At 40.5% G+C, this 17247-nt stretch carries 14 protein-coding genes; 6 read left to right on the forward strand and 8 right to left on the reverse strand.

Annotated elements, in window-relative coordinates:
- A partial coding sequence (locus tag GNE10_RS18930; RefSeq protein WP_185566495.1) for a hypothetical protein occupies positions 1 to 207 on the forward strand: 207 nt, incomplete at its 5' end.
- Between the two features lie 156 nt (positions 208 to 363).
- Here GNE10_RS18930 and GNE10_RS18935 read toward each other — a convergent pair.
- Complete coding sequence (locus GNE10_RS18935) at positions 364 to 1068, reverse strand: CAP domain-containing protein (protein WP_185566503.1); 705 nt, start codon at positions 1066 to 1068, stop codon at positions 364 to 366.
- A gap of 705 nt (positions 1069 to 1773) precedes the next feature.
- Here GNE10_RS18935 and GNE10_RS18940 point away from each other — a divergent pair.
- From GNE10_RS18940 to GNE10_RS18955, 4 genes are all read left to right on the forward strand, one after another.
- Positions 1774 to 2646, forward strand: a complete 873-nt coding sequence (locus GNE10_RS18940; RefSeq protein ID WP_185566496.1) for a lipid kinase — start codon at positions 1774 to 1776, stop codon at positions 2644 to 2646.
- A 132-nt stretch (positions 2647 to 2778) separates the two neighbouring features.
- Complete coding sequence (locus tag GNE10_RS18945; RefSeq protein ID WP_099068330.1) at positions 2779 to 3384, forward strand: exopolysaccharide biosynthesis protein; 606 nt, start codon at positions 2779 to 2781, stop codon at positions 3382 to 3384.
- A 591-nt stretch (positions 3385 to 3975) separates the two neighbouring features.
- A complete protein-coding gene (locus tag GNE10_RS18950; protein WP_185566497.1) occupies positions 3976 to 4554 on the forward strand; it encodes a hypothetical protein in 579 nt (192 codons plus the stop codon).
- 201 nt (positions 4555 to 4755) lie between these two features.
- Positions 4756 to 5532, forward strand: a complete 777-nt coding sequence (locus tag GNE10_RS18955; protein WP_185566498.1) for an SDR family oxidoreductase — start codon at positions 4756 to 4758, stop codon at positions 5530 to 5532.
- A gap of 92 nt (positions 5533 to 5624) precedes the next feature.
- Here GNE10_RS18955 and GNE10_RS18960 read toward each other — a convergent pair whose 3' ends face one another.
- The 7 genes from GNE10_RS18960 to GNE10_RS18990 all read right to left on the reverse strand — a co-directional run bounded on the left by GNE10_RS18960 (position 5625) and on the right by GNE10_RS18990 (position 13303).
- Positions 5625 to 6404 carry a photosystem II S4 domain protein gene (locus GNE10_RS18960; RefSeq protein WP_099068328.1) on the reverse strand — a complete coding sequence of 260 codons (780 nt, stop codon included), beginning with the start codon at positions 6402 to 6404 and terminating at the stop codon, positions 5625 to 5627.
- A gap of 193 nt (positions 6405 to 6597) precedes the next feature.
- Complete coding sequence (locus GNE10_RS18965) at positions 6598 to 7104, reverse strand: hypothetical protein (RefSeq protein WP_185566499.1); 507 nt, start codon at positions 7102 to 7104, stop codon at positions 6598 to 6600.
- Between the two features lie 215 nt (positions 7105 to 7319).
- Positions 7320 to 7697, reverse strand: a complete 378-nt coding sequence (locus tag GNE10_RS18970; RefSeq protein WP_099068326.1) for a hypothetical protein — start codon at positions 7695 to 7697, stop codon at positions 7320 to 7322.
- Positions 7698 to 8133: 436 nt separating this feature from the next.
- Positions 8134 to 10362: a TolC family protein gene (locus tag GNE10_RS18975; RefSeq protein ID WP_185566500.1), complete on the reverse strand. Its 2229-nt coding sequence runs from the start codon at positions 10360 to 10362 to the stop codon at positions 8134 to 8136.
- A gap of 104 nt (positions 10363 to 10466) precedes the next feature.
- Positions 10467 to 12029, reverse strand: a complete 1563-nt coding sequence (gene kaiC, locus GNE10_RS18980) for a circadian clock protein KaiC (protein WP_185566501.1) — start codon at positions 12027 to 12029, stop codon at positions 10467 to 10469.
- 274 nt (positions 12030 to 12303) lie between these two features.
- Entirely contained in the window at positions 12304 to 12618 is a 315-nt protein-coding gene (gene kaiB, locus GNE10_RS18985) for a circadian clock protein KaiB (protein ID WP_073642657.1), read from the reverse strand.
- Positions 12619 to 12721: 103 nt separating this feature from the next.
- Positions 12722 to 13303, reverse strand: coding sequence for a KaiA family protein (locus GNE10_RS18990; RefSeq protein ID WP_185566502.1), 582 nt, complete (start codon positions 13301 to 13303; stop codon positions 12722 to 12724).
- A 660-nt stretch (positions 13304 to 13963) separates the two neighbouring features.
- Between GNE10_RS18990 and GNE10_RS18995 the strand changes: the two genes are divergently transcribed.
- Positions 13964 to 17221 (forward strand): ATP-binding protein, encoded by a 3258-nt coding sequence (locus GNE10_RS18995; RefSeq protein ID WP_185566504.1) that lies wholly within the window; start codon positions 13964 to 13966, stop codon positions 17219 to 17221.
- Positions 17222 to 17247 lie beyond the last annotated feature (26 nt).

The following is a 17247-nucleotide window of genomic DNA, read 5'->3' on the forward strand; positions in this document are numbered from 1 at the left end:
ACTTTTAATTTACTTAAAGAATTAATTTTAGAAGATAATGAAATTGGAATTATAAAAATTGGGGGAAATCAAGATACAATTATAGCAATGGAAAAAACAAGCAAAAGAGATAATTTAAGAAAAGAAGTGCGAATCAAATGGGAAGAACTTACTAAAATGATAACCGATCTACTTAATAATAATGTCGTCAAAAATTTCCTAAAATGAACTTTATAAGTCTTCCGCTTGTCCTCTTATCTCCTCATACACCCCCTTTAAATCATACCAATTTAAAAAAAAGAATGCGACAGATACAGGCTGCCAAATCCTTGTTCTATCGGTTTTCTTAATTTTGAATTTTGAATTTTGAATTTTGAATTGGCATCATTTTTCCTGATAACCACCAGCGTAGTTAATAACACAAACTGTTCTATATGATTTGTGAATTCCAAAAGCTACACCAGAGACTTTAAAATTGGTGTTAAAAATGTTTTTGCGATGACCGCGATCGGGGACACCATCATCAATAATTAATTGCATGACGATATCTTGGGCGGTGTTTGGCCCATAACTGATATTTTCACCTGCGGTTATCAGCCATCTACCATATCGATTAATCCGAGTAAAAGGGTTGCTACCATCGCTACCATCATGACCTGTTGCACCTTTTGGCCCTTGGTCTTTAACATGGTCTTTTGCAGCTAAAGACATACCTTGGGACGGACTCAAAGCACCTACGGGACGTGCTGATTTCAAAAATGCGATCGCTTCATCGACTGCTTTTCCTCCTTCTTGAGTTACTAAATAAGTATTATTAGAAATTTTGACTCGGTTACCTTGAAAGCGCTGGCGATAGTTTTCCAAAATCGGCACATATGCCTGGGGATTTGTTCTGACTTTATTTGTTTCCGCAATTACCTGTTGTTCCAGTGGTGAAAGATAAGTGGCTTTTGCTAACAAAGTCGGGCTATTTTCTTTAGTCACTGCTGGCTGAGAGTTGGCGACGGTGGGACTAGATTGAAGCAATTGATCTGAACAACCAAATATTAGGGTAAGTGGAAAAAGTACCCAAAATTTAATTCGATGCATTGATGAATTCATGATTTTTTTTATCAATTAATTTAGTCAATTAGAAGGAATAGGAACTTCCAAGTAAAAAATTATTCCATAGAAGATTGTTCCCTGTTGACGGTTCACAGTTAACACTCAACAGTCAACACATTAACCGGAATCATTTATTTTTTTGGACTTCGCATAACAATTTTCCAATCACAGAAAACTCTGCCAACGCTTTTATACCTTGCCTAAAACCACGTAGATTCAGGCACTAGTCATATAGATAACACTACTATGCCATTTGTTCCTGGGATACTACAAAATTATGACAACAATTTTTGTATAAAACGTCTATTTGATTTTGGAAAATGACTCCGTACACCTATATTCTCTGAAACCCTTTTGCCTGTTGCCTTGTTGCCTTTTGCCAGACTACGTAAATCATTTCAGATATCAAACCGAATTCCTATAGCTTTAAGGCTTTATGCAAAAATTCCTCAGTGTGTAGTTGGAGTTGCCATCATCACTCTCTGCACTGATTATTAAAATATTAATAGCTGATAAAGTTAAATTAAACAAAATAGAAGCAAAAAAATTCCAGGTCTAACAATATAATTAATATCGATAGCAAAAATTTTGCACAACTGCCATCGACCGAAAAAATTTTGTAATAGTTAAAATTCAGCTGAGTCAACAAATGCGGATACTTGGAAATATTAACTACAAAAGGTACTAACCATGAGTTGCCGCGCACTGCTATTAGTAAATCGTCATGCCCGCCAGGGTCAAAAGGGTTTGTCTGAAGCAATTGATTATTTGAAGACACTTGGCTTTATTTTAATTGAAGAGTCTACAGAACATCCTAAACAACTTCATGAAGTCATACTTCGCTATCAACATCAAGTTGATTTAGTAATAATTGGTGGCGGCGATGGCACTCTTAATGCTGCGGTGGATGCTTTAGTTGAAACTCAGTTACCCTTGGGAATTTTGCCTTTGGGAACTGCCAATGATTTAGCAAGAACTTTAAAAATTCCCAACTCTTTGAATGAAGCTTGTAATATTATTGCCCAGGGAAATTTACACCGCATTGATTTAGGTTGGGTAAATGGCAAGCACTTTTTTAATGTTGCTAGTTTGGGATTGAGTGTCAAAATTACCCAACGACTTACCAAAGAAGCTAAACGCCGTTGGGGAGTATTTGCTTACGCCGCCACTGCATTGCAAGTGATTTGGTCATCTAGACCTTTTAGGGCTGAGATTACCATTAATGGTGAATCAATTCGTGTGAAAACAGTGCAAATAGCCGTAGGTAACGGTCGTTATTATGGTGGTGGCATGGCAGTGGCAGATGACGCAGCCATAGATGACCAAAGACTGGATCTTTATAGCTTAGAAATTCAACATTGGTGGCAGATTATCTTATTATTACCTGCCATGCGACAAGGGCGGCATATACATTGGCAAAGTGTACGTTCTCATCAAGGTCAAGAAATACTATTGTCTACTCGCAAACCACGTCCTATTAATACAGATGGTGAAATCACTACTTACACACCTGCCCATTTCCGAGTTATACCTAAAGCTGTAGCTGTTTTAGTACCCGCATAGGTGAAGATTATAAGAGTTAGGAGTTGGAAGTTAGGAGTTAAGAGTTAAGAGTTTGGAGTTATTTTCCTCATCTCTTCCACTTCCTACTCCGGTAGCCACTCCCTCTGAATAATAAGCATTAACTGACGCCAAATGCATCTGAGATTTTCTCAAGATATAAAATCGTTGTTACAACGCCTAGCCGAACAACCCCTGACTCTAGGTGATATTCTGGCTGAAACCTCAGAACGAGGTTTTAGCCTAGTGATTGCATTATTAGTTTTGCCGTTTTTGTTTCCCATGCCACCGGGATTAACTGGCCCTTTTGGTGGTGCTTGTTTGCTGTTGTCAGTGCAAATGCTTTTAGGAAGGCGATCGCCTTGGTTGCCAAAAAGAATTGCTAACTATAAATTTCCTCGTCCCTTTGCCGAATTACTTTTACAAAACTTGGGACGTTTGACGAAAGTTTTACAGAAAATCACCCGTCCCCGATTGAGAAAAATAGCTCATAATCCTTTGACTTGGCGAATCAATGGCTTTTGTATCACGTGGTTAACAATATTACTAATATCACCAATTCCGTTTACAAATCCCATTCCCACTGTAGGTATTTTACTTTTAACTGTTGCTACCATCGAATCTGATGGTTTATTAATTTGTATAAGCTACGCCATTACGGGCATGATTACTTTACTATTTGGATTTATTGGTTATGCCTTCTGGTTAGCTCCCAGTTTATTACCATCTATATTTAAATAATAAAAGCCCCAACCCCAAGGCTGAGGGCTAAGACTTATGTGATTTATTAGAGTGCATCTACCATTTATTAATCCTTTTATATTCTTGCTCTATCCGGGCAAATTGAACTTTTTCAGAAAATTTTAATTTTAGCGAATAAAAATTATCAACAATAAATAAAGCCCCCAGTTTAAAGCTGAGGGCTGTGATTTAATTAAGGTGCATCTACTATTTATATATTCCGCTATAGCTCCTACTCGATCAGGAAGAATTGAAAAAACAAAAGATAGTTGTGAGATTAATTTTAGAACGTTTCCTAGTCTGCTGAGTTATAAATATCTGCCTACCTCTGTCTGGTGGTTGGCAAAAATACACCTTACATCTACTTGGATTTTTTCAAAAATCAAATCAGATTCCCATAACTTCAACCAAAACAACCTGCGGTATTTGACTAAGTAAGTATCCCCATCTTCATAAAAATTTTACGAAAAATTAAAATTCACTATCAGTACGCAAATTTTTCGTTAATATCTCTAATATAATATCCGCAATAGTACGAATATAGTTTAGTAGTTGGGTATATCGCTGTAAAAATTACACATACCCAACTCAATGAAGCGCTCACATATAATCCAAGCTGTGATGATAGTTCTATTTTCCCTTGGCAGTCTTGGTATTGTTGGAGGAAGTTTTTTCCTCAGAAAAGCTTTTAGCAATAGTAGCGAACCTGAAATTATCACTGATACAACACGCTATCAAGAAATTCGCAATCAATTATGGTATGACTTTGAGGATGTAAAACATTTTCCGAATCAAATCCCCACAGATGCTAAAGATATTCGTATGGCTTACTCTCCTGGATTTTTACAAGGAGGCAGTTTTTTTCAAATCAGATTGAAGCACTCTCCAGAAAAAATTAAAAAACTACTTTCACAATATAGAAATAATGCCAAATATCAATATCGAGGAGGCGACACAAACGACCATATAAATCAACCAAACGGTGTGCCAACTACTTTTTTCTACACCAATGATTCTTCTGAGGGAACTTTTACAAATGAATATGAAATATTAGTTTTAAATGCAACAGATAGAGGTAAACCTGGTTTCAAATGGAATCATGGAGATAGCTATGGCGTTGCAATTAATAGTTCTGCCTCAGAAATTATCTATTGGGCTGAACAATGGTAGCCCTGCATTGAAGTGACACCTTGTTTCGTGTTGGTCGTCAGCGGTTAACTCCATGAAACACTGTGCCATTTAAAAGCCTAATAGCTTAGTTATGACTGGATGTTAGTTTTAATCTTTGAGGTATATAACTTTTGGTAGTTAAAATTTATATGTATGATGGCTAATATTTAAAAAATGCTAAAAGTTATTTGAATATTTATAATGTCAACTGCTTTAATTACTGGTGCTTCTAGTGGTATTGGTAAAGCTTTTGCCGAGGAATTAGCTGCACGCGAAACAAATCTTGTCCTCGTTGCTCGTTCTGAAGATAAACTCAACCAATTAGCTAAAAAATTCAAAGAAAAATATCAAGTTAAAGTAGATGTTATCGCTAAAGACCTTACAGAACCTAATGCCGCTGCTGCTGTATTCGATGCGATACAAACAAAGGGATTAACCATTGATTTATTAATTAACAATGCTGGTTTTGGTTCCTATGGTGACTTTGCTGAATCAGATAGAGAAAGACAAGTTAAAATTGTGCAGTTAAACATTTTGGCATTGGTAGATTTAACTCATAAATTTCTACCAATAATGCGGCAACGTCGTTCTGGAAGTATTATTAACGTATCCTCAATTACTGGATTTCAACCGATACCATATCTTTCTGTTTATGCTGCTAGTAAAGCTTTTATTCTTAGCTTTAGTCAAGCACTGTGGGCAGAAAATCGTCAATATGGTGTGCGTATTTTAGTTACCTGTCCAGGGCCAATCGAAACAAATTTTTTTACAGAAGCTAATTTTCCTCCAGCTTTAGCAGGAAGCACAGAAACAGTCTATTCCTCTGAAGAAGTAGTTCGCGAATCTCTAAAAGCTTTAGAAGAGTGGCAACCTACGGTTATTATTGGTGATGTTGCCACTCAAATTAGAAGTATATTAGCTGGATTAGTGCCGCGAAAAATTCTGCTGAATATTTTGGCAAAAAGGTTTAAAACGTAATACAATTTTGGATTTTCGATTGGTAATAAAGTTTTGAATTTAGGTTTAGTAAATCCATCTTTCTCAATTATTTTTAAACTTGGTAGTTCTATTTACATGTACCGAGTTAGTTGGACGCGGTAACGGTCTTTTTTAGTAACAGCAATTTCTCCAACTTCTAAACGTCCTTTAGAGCGGATGGCGATTAAATCACCTGATTTAACTTGAGAACTAGCTTGAGTTACTTCTTTCCAATTGACGCGCACATCACCAGAGTCAATTAAATCAACCATTTTACTGCGGGACATACCAAAACCAGCAGAGGCGATCGCATCTAATCGCAAAGAAGCTTCCACAGTAGTTAATTCTTTTTTCTTTGGTTCTCGAACTTTTAATTCCGTAATCTCAATTGGTTGAGTTTTCACAGGAACCGATCGCACCTGTTTAAGATTCATTGACAAAAATTCTGCCAACTCTGGTGCAACAATGGCCTGCGCTCCTCTTTCTCCCAAAACAATGATATCTCCTGTCTTTTCACGGACAATTCCTGTCCCCAGCATTGCACCTAAAAAGTCCCGGTGAGTGGCGGTATCAAACAAGAAATTACCAGCAATTTCTAGTGCTATAAGGCTGACTTGAGATGCATCTAACGGCAGTTCCGAACGAGCGATCGCTATTCTTTGGCGTTCAGCTTGCGGATATCCACCCCATACCACTAATTGCACCTCTGTTAATCGGCTAAATACTCGTTGAATTTCCGCCAATTCTGGAGGAGATAAAAAATCCGTCACAACTACTTCCCAAGTCTTAATAGCTTGCTCTGCTTGGTCAATTACACGAGCTACACTATCTCGATTTTCAACACCCTTTAAAAGTTCTTCTCGTGGCAACATTCTGAATTAGTCATTAGTTATTAGTCATCTCTTACAAAGTTCTGATGGTCGGAAACCTCCGCTCAGACTTTGCGCTTAGTCATTAGTCATTAGTCATTTCATTTATCTTTTACCAATGCCCTATGCCCTATGCCCCATGCCCTTTACTTAAATAGATTCTAACTTTAATTCCCATTTTATTTGGATTCATTTGCTACACGCTACTTGTGTCCGCATAACCTTGAATATTTTCTGGCTCAAATTGCCTTAATATCTTGGTTGCCTGACGAGTCACAACTTCAGAGTCTTGAACTACAATTAAGTATTTCCCCGCATCCAATCGGTTACGGTAGGGTAAAGCATCACCACTACCTACCAACAAACCAACCCCGCCACCGACAAACACACCACCCATAGCACCACTAGCAGCACCCAACAGTCCGCCAACAATGTGATTGCCAATTTCACCCGCCCAGGCAAAAGTGTGCAAACCGGTAATCAGGCTGAAGGTAAAACCCGCAAAAAAACCAAATGGTATCAGCCAAGTTGCCATCAGCTGTGCTTGCTTTTTGGCTTGGTCTTTAGGGTCAATTAAGCCAAACTCATCAGCAGTTTTATATCCCTTCCCCAAGATGGTACTTTTTATGGCTTCTTTTTCTAAAGCTAAGTAAGCAGCTTCAGCTTGAATGCGGTCTGGTAATACGGCAACAAGGTAATTCATTGATACTACAACACTTTTCTAAAAGTTTTGCCCTAATTAACAGGGTATCAGTCTTGGAGTTAGGAGTTTGGAGTTTGGAGTTAAGAGTTTGGAGTTTGGAGTTTGGAGTTTAGAGTTAGTAGGATTTGCCCATCGGCAAAGGTTTCCCCACTCCCGACTCCCGATTCCCTACTCACTTTTATGCTGATTACCCAATCTGCAATCCCCAATCCCTTTTACTTTAACGAATCCAGTGGCTCACAAAAATTATTCACCCCTTGCTTGAGGACATAAATTAAAACAGGCGTTGCCAAGATTTTGGGAAATGTGGGCGTTGTTTTGAGATGTTCCATCATTGTCCCAAGGGAACTATTGAGTAAATCTTCCCGAAATTCTTGTTCGCAAATGACCGCACGCCATTTTCTAGCCAAAGCATCTAACCATTCAGAATTTGCTCTTTCTGGTTGTTGTCCCGCACGGATAGCTAGTGTCATCGCAGCGTCTTCTAAATCTCCATCACAGTCTTCAATCAAATCCAGGGCTTCCATATCGCTGGGATCGTCTGCCAATTGAGAGCGAAACTGTGCAATTTCTTTGGATGTTACTTTAGTCATGAGTCTTTGACAAGGCGAGCGATCGCACACTCAGTTATGTTAGTTCAATTTTGACACTTCACGTGAAAATTGGGCGTTGGGCAGAAGAGGAGACTTCTAAGAGAAGTCGGGAAAAGGGTAAGGGGAAAGGGGGAAAGGTTTGGTATTTTCCCTTTCCCCACAAGAGTGCAAAAAGCAATTGATTGCAAGAGGTCTAGGCTCTAGGTGCAGAGGGGAAAAACTCATCTCCCCATCTCCCCAGCTCCCACCCTGCGGGTTCGCGCTAGCGTCTGTGAAAGAGAAGCTATACATATCCTCATGTCCAATGCCCCATGCCCCATGCCAATTTTTAGCAAAAAGCCCCATTTCCCAGTTGAGTTACTGAAAAATGAGGCTTTTGGAGACTTTTCATCAGAAAGGCTACTCAATTGAAGTTATGCGGTTGAGTTTTGGGTAACTACCGTAGTCCTCTGAGGGTAACAGACCTTTGCAATTGAGCTAAAGCACGATTGTAATCTAAGATTGCTGTGACTCGATTACCTTCAGCTCTTGTTAGGTCGTTTTCAGAGTTAATCACATCAGTTTGAGTACCTACACCAGCTTGGAATCGCAAACGTGCTAAACGTAAAGCTTCCCTGGCTTGTTCTAAAGCGGTATTAGCGGTTTGAACGTTCTCCAAATTAGATTGCTGGTTAGAAAAGGCTTGTTCTACTTGAAAGCGGATTTGGTTGCGCTGTTCGGCAAATTGAGTTTCTGCGATCGCAATATTCACTTTCTGCTGAGATGCCCTCGCTCTTGCTGCTCCCCCATCATACAAATTGAGGGTGGCTCGCACTCCAAAGGAATAACCATCTGTAACACTAACGCTATCATCAAACTGGTCTAGCAAGTCATAGCTGGCTACTAAACTAATTTGTGGGCCAAGTTCTGCCAGGGCTTGCCGACGCTGTTGTTCGTTAATATTACGTTGTGCTAACTGTTGTTGGAGTTCTGGGCGATTTTGAAAAGCTCGCACGATGCTTTCTTCTAATGTCAAATCCCAAAGACCAGCCAATTGTACGGGATCGGCGGCACTGATGTTTATTCCCTGGGGTAAACTGATCCGAGTAGCCAACTGACGACGGGCAATTGCTTGCTGGGATCTGGCATTAGTTAAATCTTGTTGGGCGTTTGCTAAATTCACTTGCGATCGCAACACATCAAACCGCGTACCAACCCCAGCTCGCTCTAAAGCTTCTGCATCGCGCAAACTAGCCTCTGAGTTCTGTACAGCCGACTGGGCAATACGTACTTGTTCGTCCGATTGTTGTAAATTGTAGTAGTCAGTCGTCACATTCAAGCGAATTTCCTCGGACTGACTTTCTACAGCCAACTCATTGAAGCGTACCTGTTCCCTAGCGGCGTTTCTACGGGCTTTACCCAATCCAGAGGTATACAGGTCATAGGACAGTTGTGCTTGCCCAGAAAAACTTGTGTTTGGTTCATCTGTGGAGCTTAAACTGTTTGGCCCGCTTAATTCTTGCTGAAGCTGGCTACTAGAAGATTGACTGCGAGTCAGATCCGCACTAATCCCAAGAGTCGGCAATAAACCAGCTTCCGCCTCTTTTAAGGCATATCGGCTGCGTTGTAGCTCCAATAAAGCCACTTGTAAATCCCGATTGTTACGCCGTGCTAATTCTAGAGCCTGTGTCAAAGTAATCGGCTGATTTTCCTGGACTGTCACTTCCTCAGTTTTGGTAGGAAATTGCAGAGGATTAGCATTTTGAATCAGTTTCTCTGGAATTTCCACTTGACTTGGGGGTACAGGAGTAACACTTCCTGGCAAAGTTGGTGTCGAACCAGCTGGTACAGGAGTAACGCTTCCTGGCAAAGTTGGTGTCGAACCAGCTGGTACAGGAGTAACGCTTCCTGGCACAGTGGGAGTTGGTGTCGAATCTGTGGGAGGTATAGTCTCACTCTGAGCCACACGTTTTTCCACAGGATTTTTTTGTTGGCAGGTGTTTGAGGTCACCAGCAAAGCAGCCAAATCAGTTGTGGTTTTTGTCAAGTTTTGTTGCGGACAGCCTTCTGCTGACAACAGTTTTGCTGTCCCTGCACCTGTAGGCGAAGTCTGTAAAAATGTCTGCAACTGAGTAACGGTATTTATCTTTTGAACCACTGGCTGCTGTGAAGCAGACAAGGACAAAATTTCTTTTTGAGCAGATGCAGGTTGAGAAGTGTAGTCAGGAACTACGATCTTCTTTAATTTCTGCCAATAGGGATTTAAATTGCTCTGTTTGTTGTTACTTTCGGTAGAACGCTTGATATCTGGTTGTTGGGAAGAACCAGAGGTAGGCGTTAAATTCAAAAGTCTAACTTTATCTTTTTGAGCTACTTGTTCTATTGACACATTAGTATTTCCAGCCAGAAAAACTGGAATACTGTTATTACTTAAAGGCTTCACACTAAACTTACTAAAACCAGGAGCAGGTAATAGGGTTGGAATACTAACATTTGCTGTTTTCGGCAATTGCGTATTCATGAAATCTACAACCAAGGTTTGACCATAGGTAGAGGTCGAAACACTTGGAGAAGATGCCAGCTGTACCCCACTGACTTTTACAGTATCAGCCCAAGCAGGCTGAGTTGTTAAGACCGCTGCTGTCACACCAGGCAAGAAGCTATGGAATAATTGCTGTCCTTTCACCGCATCCCCTCACACGAAAATCAATCTAGCGGCAGAAAACCTTTCTTCACCACAGAATATAGCACGATACTAAATTTAGGAATGAATATACTACGATACTAAATTTAGGATTCGGAACTCTGTTTATCTTCAAAACGTTTAACAATCCGAGAAAGTTCCGCCTTTTCGTCGATACTAACGCGAGTAGGAGCACCACTAACAATCCGTTCGTAGTTCCGGAATGAATCTTTAATTTCTGGCCCATCAGCAGTGATATTATACTCGCGAATGCCTTTATCGTGCCAAGACCCTCTCATTTTAAATACGTTAATTGCCCGCGACATTTCGCCGCGAATTTCTACGTACTGTAACATCAAAATTGTATCGGTAATCGTGGAGATATGAGAGTCTGTAATTGAATGCGATCCCATAAATTGGTCGGTTGTGTTAGTAAAGAAACCAGTGATTTCTTCTTGTTTGGCATAACCAGTAACACCAATTACAAACTGTCGAAATGCATTATTACTTACTCCTCTAGCTAATGCTGAGAGTGAATCAATTGCTATTCTAGCTGGTTTAAAAATCGCGATTTCTGATTTAATAATTTGTAAGTGGTCTTCTAAGCCAGTGGATTCAGGATATGTACAGATTATTTTGAGTAAACCTTGCTGTTCTAGTTCCTCAAAATCAATTCCCCAAGAGGAAGCGTTGCGAGATAGTTGGGCGCGTGATTCTTCATAAGCAAATAAAATTGCTTGTTCTCCATTGAGACAACCATCTTGAATAAATTTACTTACTAATAGAGTTTTGCCTGTTCCTGTAGCTCCTGTGGCTAAGATAATTGAATCTTTGAAGAAACCACCACCGCACATTTCATCTAAGGTTTTAACACCAGAAGATACTCTGACATTAGAAGAACGTTGAGTCAAGCGCATGGCCCCCAATGGAAAGATATTGACTCCTTCATTAGTAATTGTGAAGGGATACTCGCCTTTCATGTGAGTTGTACCGCGCAATTTGAGAATTTCAATTGTGCGACGGCGGCGTTCTCCTTCTAAAACGTTGCGAACAATTACGACATTATCAGAAACAAATTCTTCGACTCCAAAGGAAGCAACGGGGCCATATTCTTCGCTGCGTTCAGTGGTAATTACAGTGGTGACGCTGAGTTGTTTGAGACGCGCTACCAGACGAAAAATCTCCCGCCGCACCACTCCCATTGCTTCATATTGTTGAAACACCGCAGTGATTGAGTCTATGGAAACTCGTTTAGCTTTATATTTGCGAATGGCATATTGCAAGCGCTCAATCAGTGCAGAAAGGTCAAAGTTACCAACAATATCTTGACCTTCAGGATCGGGGGAAGCATCGAGAATAAATAACTTGCCTTCTTCAATTAGTCGTGGCAAATTCCACCCAAAAATATGAGCGTTTTTAATAATATCACTGGGGGATTCTTCAAAGGTAACAAATACTCCTGGTTCATCGAAGTAGGTAATACCGTTATACAAAAACTGAAGAGATAATAAAGTTTTACCCGTACCTGAGGTGCCGCTAATCAAGGTAGTTCTACCAATGGGTAATCCTCCATGACTAATATCGTCAAACCCCTCGATCATCGTGCGAATTTTTTCTACACCCCCAATTAACGGCGGCTTTTTTGGTTCTAGTTGCTCGTTTTGACTCATTGCTTGATAACAAATGGGTGGAAAACCCTCTTTTTATTATTAACACGTTGGATGCAATTTGCCCTGAAGAATAATTCAGAACTCAGGATGCAGAATTCAGTATCAATTTGAGTATAACTCGGCGATCGCACAATTTTGCCGTGTCGGTAAGCGTCTGAATATCAGTTTCAAACCTTGCCTCTGGCGTAGGAAAAATTTAAAAATTATTTCTTATTAAAACTCTCATTCTTTTGTAGATAGAATCTTCTGAATTCTTTATTCTGACTCCTGTTTTTTATTCGGTAAAATCTTCTTCACTTAATTCTTCATAAAGTAAATCTAACCCAATCAATACTCTTTCTCTATCTGAAAGATCGCCGATAATTTTGCGAACTGGTGGCGGCAAAATTTTAGATAGTGTTGGAGTAGCCAATATTTTATCTTCTTCGGCTAGTTGCGGGCTTTTCAGCACATCGATCACTTTTAAAGCATAAACACCTTCAAACTCCTGTTCTAATATATTTTTGAGTGTTTTTAGTGCCCGTACTGAATTAGGGGTGTTCCCTGCTACATAAAGCTTGAGAACGTAGGTCTTTCTGGCTTTATTCATATCGTTACAGGCTAATTATCACAAGAGAAATACAAGATGCGTCGTGCATTGGGAGTAACTAACAGCTTTTGTTTGTGCTGATTTAAACATTGATAAATTTAATTTATTTGGAAATCGAAGATCTATAGACTTCGCACAAATGAGCCAGTATATCTATCAACGTCAAACGATAATCCATTAATGCTTCATCACTCCTTCCTTCTAATTTTAGCTGTTTGGAAAATTCATCTATTACTTCCATGTGAATTTCGATAATTTGGGGCACAGGAATATTAGCATAAAATATAGTATTGATAAATTTGTCAATTTTTTCTTTAAGAGTTTTATCTGTGGTAAAGTAATCTATGAGAATTTCGCCATAATCAGACTTGAGTTGGTCTAGTAATTCTTGACGCTCTCCTTGAGTCATCTGCTGAAAAGCCTGTTGCCTTTTTTGTGAGTGGCTGGCAAATACATAGAAATACTGCCCATTATCTGGTGGACTTGGATGGCGCTGCAACCAATTGAGTGAATAATTTATTGTTCCAGAGGTAGTGACAGCAACAGGTGAATAATCAAATTGACCAAAAATGCTGGAAATAAATTTACACATCCAAGCAATTACACCATTTTCGTTGGTTAAATTAGCCGGATTATTTAAATATTTGTTAACATCGCGTTGCAAAATCAATATAGGTAATAACATTTATTGTCTATCTATCTACTCTATCGATTTGACCAAGAAGCGTGGGCTGATAATTGTGGCAAACGCTTCTAGGGTAATGCTGTGGGTGCAGTAAATTTTGTGGTTTCACCCCAAAATAACGCTCTGTGTCAACAGATAATTCTAATCACTCAACAACCTCGTGCAGCGACTGAGTGGTAGGGCTGAGTAGGTTTTAGATGAGGTATGTATCGGCAACTTATTATTTGTTTGTATATGCATATATATGTATACAGATAGATAGACTTTTTTGTTTTGCTCCTTGATAAGATACTTAAACGAACTTAAAGGAATGTCGCATTCTAAATCATTATAATTCCTCAAGGTTCTAAAGCGAATCTTTAGAGCCATAATTGTTTTAGCTGTGGCTATGGATGAGGAGTTTAAATACCAGTAAGACACTGGTGAGGCTATTTGCTAGAAATGAGGAGCACTAAAAAGAAAGGTTGCCTCTGTTTTCCAGGTCGGACGCTAGCAAGTGTCCGTGAGTGTAAGTCCCATTGTTTTAATGGCGTTGAAATCGTAACCAAAATTGCTTATATGAGTCTTCTGAGAGGATATAGCTTCAGGCGAAAAGAACATCGGCAGGTGGCAGATGGGAATGCCAGAGGTTTCCGCAGGAAGAATAACCCCCAAAGCCTTATGTCAATGCTAGATTACCCGCTTTATGACTTTCAAGCAACCGTACCTAGCTGCCCCCAAACAACTACTCTGGCAGTGGTGCTGGAGATTTTTGAAAAAGAGCAGTGCGATCGCTTGGTAATAGTCAATCAACAGCAATACCCAATCGGATTGCTGTACTCTGCCCGTTTAATCCAAAAATTATTAGGCCATAGTGACGATAAAAATTTAAATTTACAGCAATCAATTTCCCTTTGGGAGGAAACTCTCATCGAACCAATACAGACAATACCAGTTTCTGAGCGTGTAGAGCAATTGAATTGGCGTTTGTCTCAACAACAAGCTCAAAAACAGCAAAATTTGGATTGGGCATTGATTGACTGCGACGGGAAATATTTGGGACTAGTGGATACCTCACGGTTATTGCGATCGCTCGCTCAGGAAAAAATGGCCGGCTCCCTCACTCAATACGCTCCTCCAGCACAGATGCCAAATCAACCCCAGCTAATTCAAAAGCCACTGGTGAAGTTGCTAGAAACATTGCCTTGGCCTTTAATGTTGGAAACCAGTACTGGCGAAGTCGTAGCCAAAAATCCAGCTTGGTGGCAGCAATTAGGAGTTTTAAAAGACCCAGAAGGAGTTAGACAACAGGTAGAAGCAATACTAACCCCCGTCCGACCCAAGAAACCAGAATACATCAAGCAACGAGGGATCAAAGTTCATCCCAATGGTGGTGAAGAACAACCAACGCCACGGGTATCCCTCAGAAGCGAACCAATGCCCCAATCATGCTTGCCGACTCTTAACAACCTCAGAGAACAAGAGACAATCACAGAAACCACATCAAGTCGCTGCTTTTTGGATAGCCAACCAGGTACTTGCACCTGCGTTGTGGAAGTGCAAAATGGTCAGGAACGAATTTGGCAATTTGCCAAAATTCCCTTAGATAGTCCAGAGCTGAAGGTGATGAGTGCTGAATCTGGAATGCCACTCAACAGTGATTTGTGGTTAGTTTTAGCCACTGATGTCACCGAACAGCAGCAGCTTTGCAAAGAACTCGCAGCCAAAAATGCCGATTTAATTCAACTAAATCGCTTGAAAGATGAGTTTTTAGCTTGTATTAGTCACGAACTAAAAACTCCCCTGACTGCGGTTTTGGGCTTATCGCGATTGTTAGTAGATCAGCAGTTGGGAGAACTCAACGAACGTCAAGCCCGTTATGCAGGACTAATTCATCAAAGCGGCCGCCATCTGATGAGTGTGGTGAATGACATCTTAGATTTGACCAGGATGGAGACTGGACAAATGGAACTCACACTAGCCCCAGTGAAAATTCGGGCAGTGTGCGATCGCGCTTTATCTGAGGCCAAAGCCATTCACACCCAAAGCAGCAAAGCCACAGTTACACCTGCAAGTCCAAATACCCGTGGTTCTGCTCCCCAATTCAGCCTTTCCATTGAACCAGGTCTAGACCAAATTGTTGCCGATGAATTACGCCTACGCCAAATGCTAATTCATCTGCTTTCCAACGCCTTTAAATTCACTGAAGTATCAGGGGAAATTGGGTTGCGGGTGAGTCGTTGGGAAGGATGGATTGCTTTTACAGTTTGGGATACAGGCATCGGTATTCCCGAACACCAGCAACATTTAATATTTCAAAAATTCCAACAACTAGAAAACCCCCTCACCCGCCAGTTTGAAGGCACAGGTTTGGGACTAGTATTAACTCGCGCCTTGGCTCGTCTCCACGGAGGAGATGTCAGCTTTTTATCTCGCGAAGGTAAAGGTAGCCAATTCACACTGCTGCTACCCCCCAGTCCGCCAAAGGCAGGTTTTTCAGAACCAGATCTGGAAACCACAGAAGACACACAAAAACCAGACATTATCACAGCCGGCCGTCAGCATGTCGCTAACTCCCCGCAGTATCATACCGCTAGTTCCCAACGGCTAGTTTTAGTAGTGGAAGCAGTAGCCAGATATATCGAAGATTTAACCGAACAACTTAAAAGTTTGGGATATCGCGTAGTGATTGCGCGATCGGGCACAGAAGCAGTAGAAAAAGCCCGACGCTTGCAACCAATAGCGATATTTCTCAATCCCTTGCTACCCTTGCTCTCTGGTTGGGATGTGCTGACCTTACTCAAATCTGACAGCGCAACTCGTCATATATCTGTAGTTTTGACGGCAACCGCAGCAGAGAAAGAGCAAGCATTTGCCAACCGAGCCGATGGCTTTTTAAGCTTGCCAGTAGAATATCAGGTGTTGACACCACTCCTAGAAAAATTATGTACTCCGCAAGGAGTTTCACTGCTAGGGTCAGACAATAACTCCAGTCTTTCAACTAAAACACCACTACGAATTCTCAGATTAGTGAATCCTGAATTTGAATCCGCCAATCCCCACTCCTCACTGCGAGAACATCGGGTAATTGAAGTTGATGATTTAGATCAGGCAGAACTCTTGGCGCGGGTATGGCAATTTGATGTAATTTTGCTCGATGTTGAAAGTAGTATTGCCCAAAATTATTTGCAACAACTAATTCAACATCCACGCTTGGCCACCATACCCTTGGTTACTTGCGATGTAGCAACCACCCTCAAAGCCTCACAAATACCAGGATTATCTGTATTTCCTTACCTAACACCATTAGGAAAAGATAGCAGCACTTTTACTGAAAAATCAGATGCTTTAGTATCTGTACTGCAAATTGCTTCCGGTGTTTGCTGCCCCCCCAACATTTTAGTAGTAGATTTAACTATGTTGCGCGACTTACCACAGGTAAGACGCAAACAAGCTAAAGGTTATCGTACAGCAAGAAATTCCTCCATCACTAGTGAAACACCTGAACGAGGATCGGAGTGGTTTCAAGCTTTAATTCAATACCTGCAAACAGCAGGTTTGAAAGCAGCCATGAGTCCTTGTTGGGCAGAAGTTTTACAGCAAATTCGTCATCAAAGCGTGGACTTATTATTAATTTGCTTAGGAGAATCAGCTATTCACAAAGACGTACTCAAAGCATTGAAAACATTAGGAGATTCGCCTTTAGAATTACCACCAATTTTAGTACTAAACCAGCCATTGAATCGCGCCGAAAGTATTTCTCAGCCTGAGATAGCTGACAGCGAAATCGATAGACAAAAGAAAAATGGATTGGATTCAGTGGAAACTATTGTGAGTGCGATCGCCACTCGCATATTACCGCGATCTATTTCAATGGAAGATTTACTCAACCAAATTAATCAAGCTTTAGCTATCAACAGTCACAATGAAAAATGTTAATTGGGCATGGGGCATGGGGCATGGGG

It is taken from the genome of Nostoc sp. 2RC (assembly GCF_014222165.1).
GTDB lineage: Bacteria > Cyanobacteriota > Cyanobacteriia > Cyanobacteriales > Nostocaceae > Nostoc > Nostoc linckia.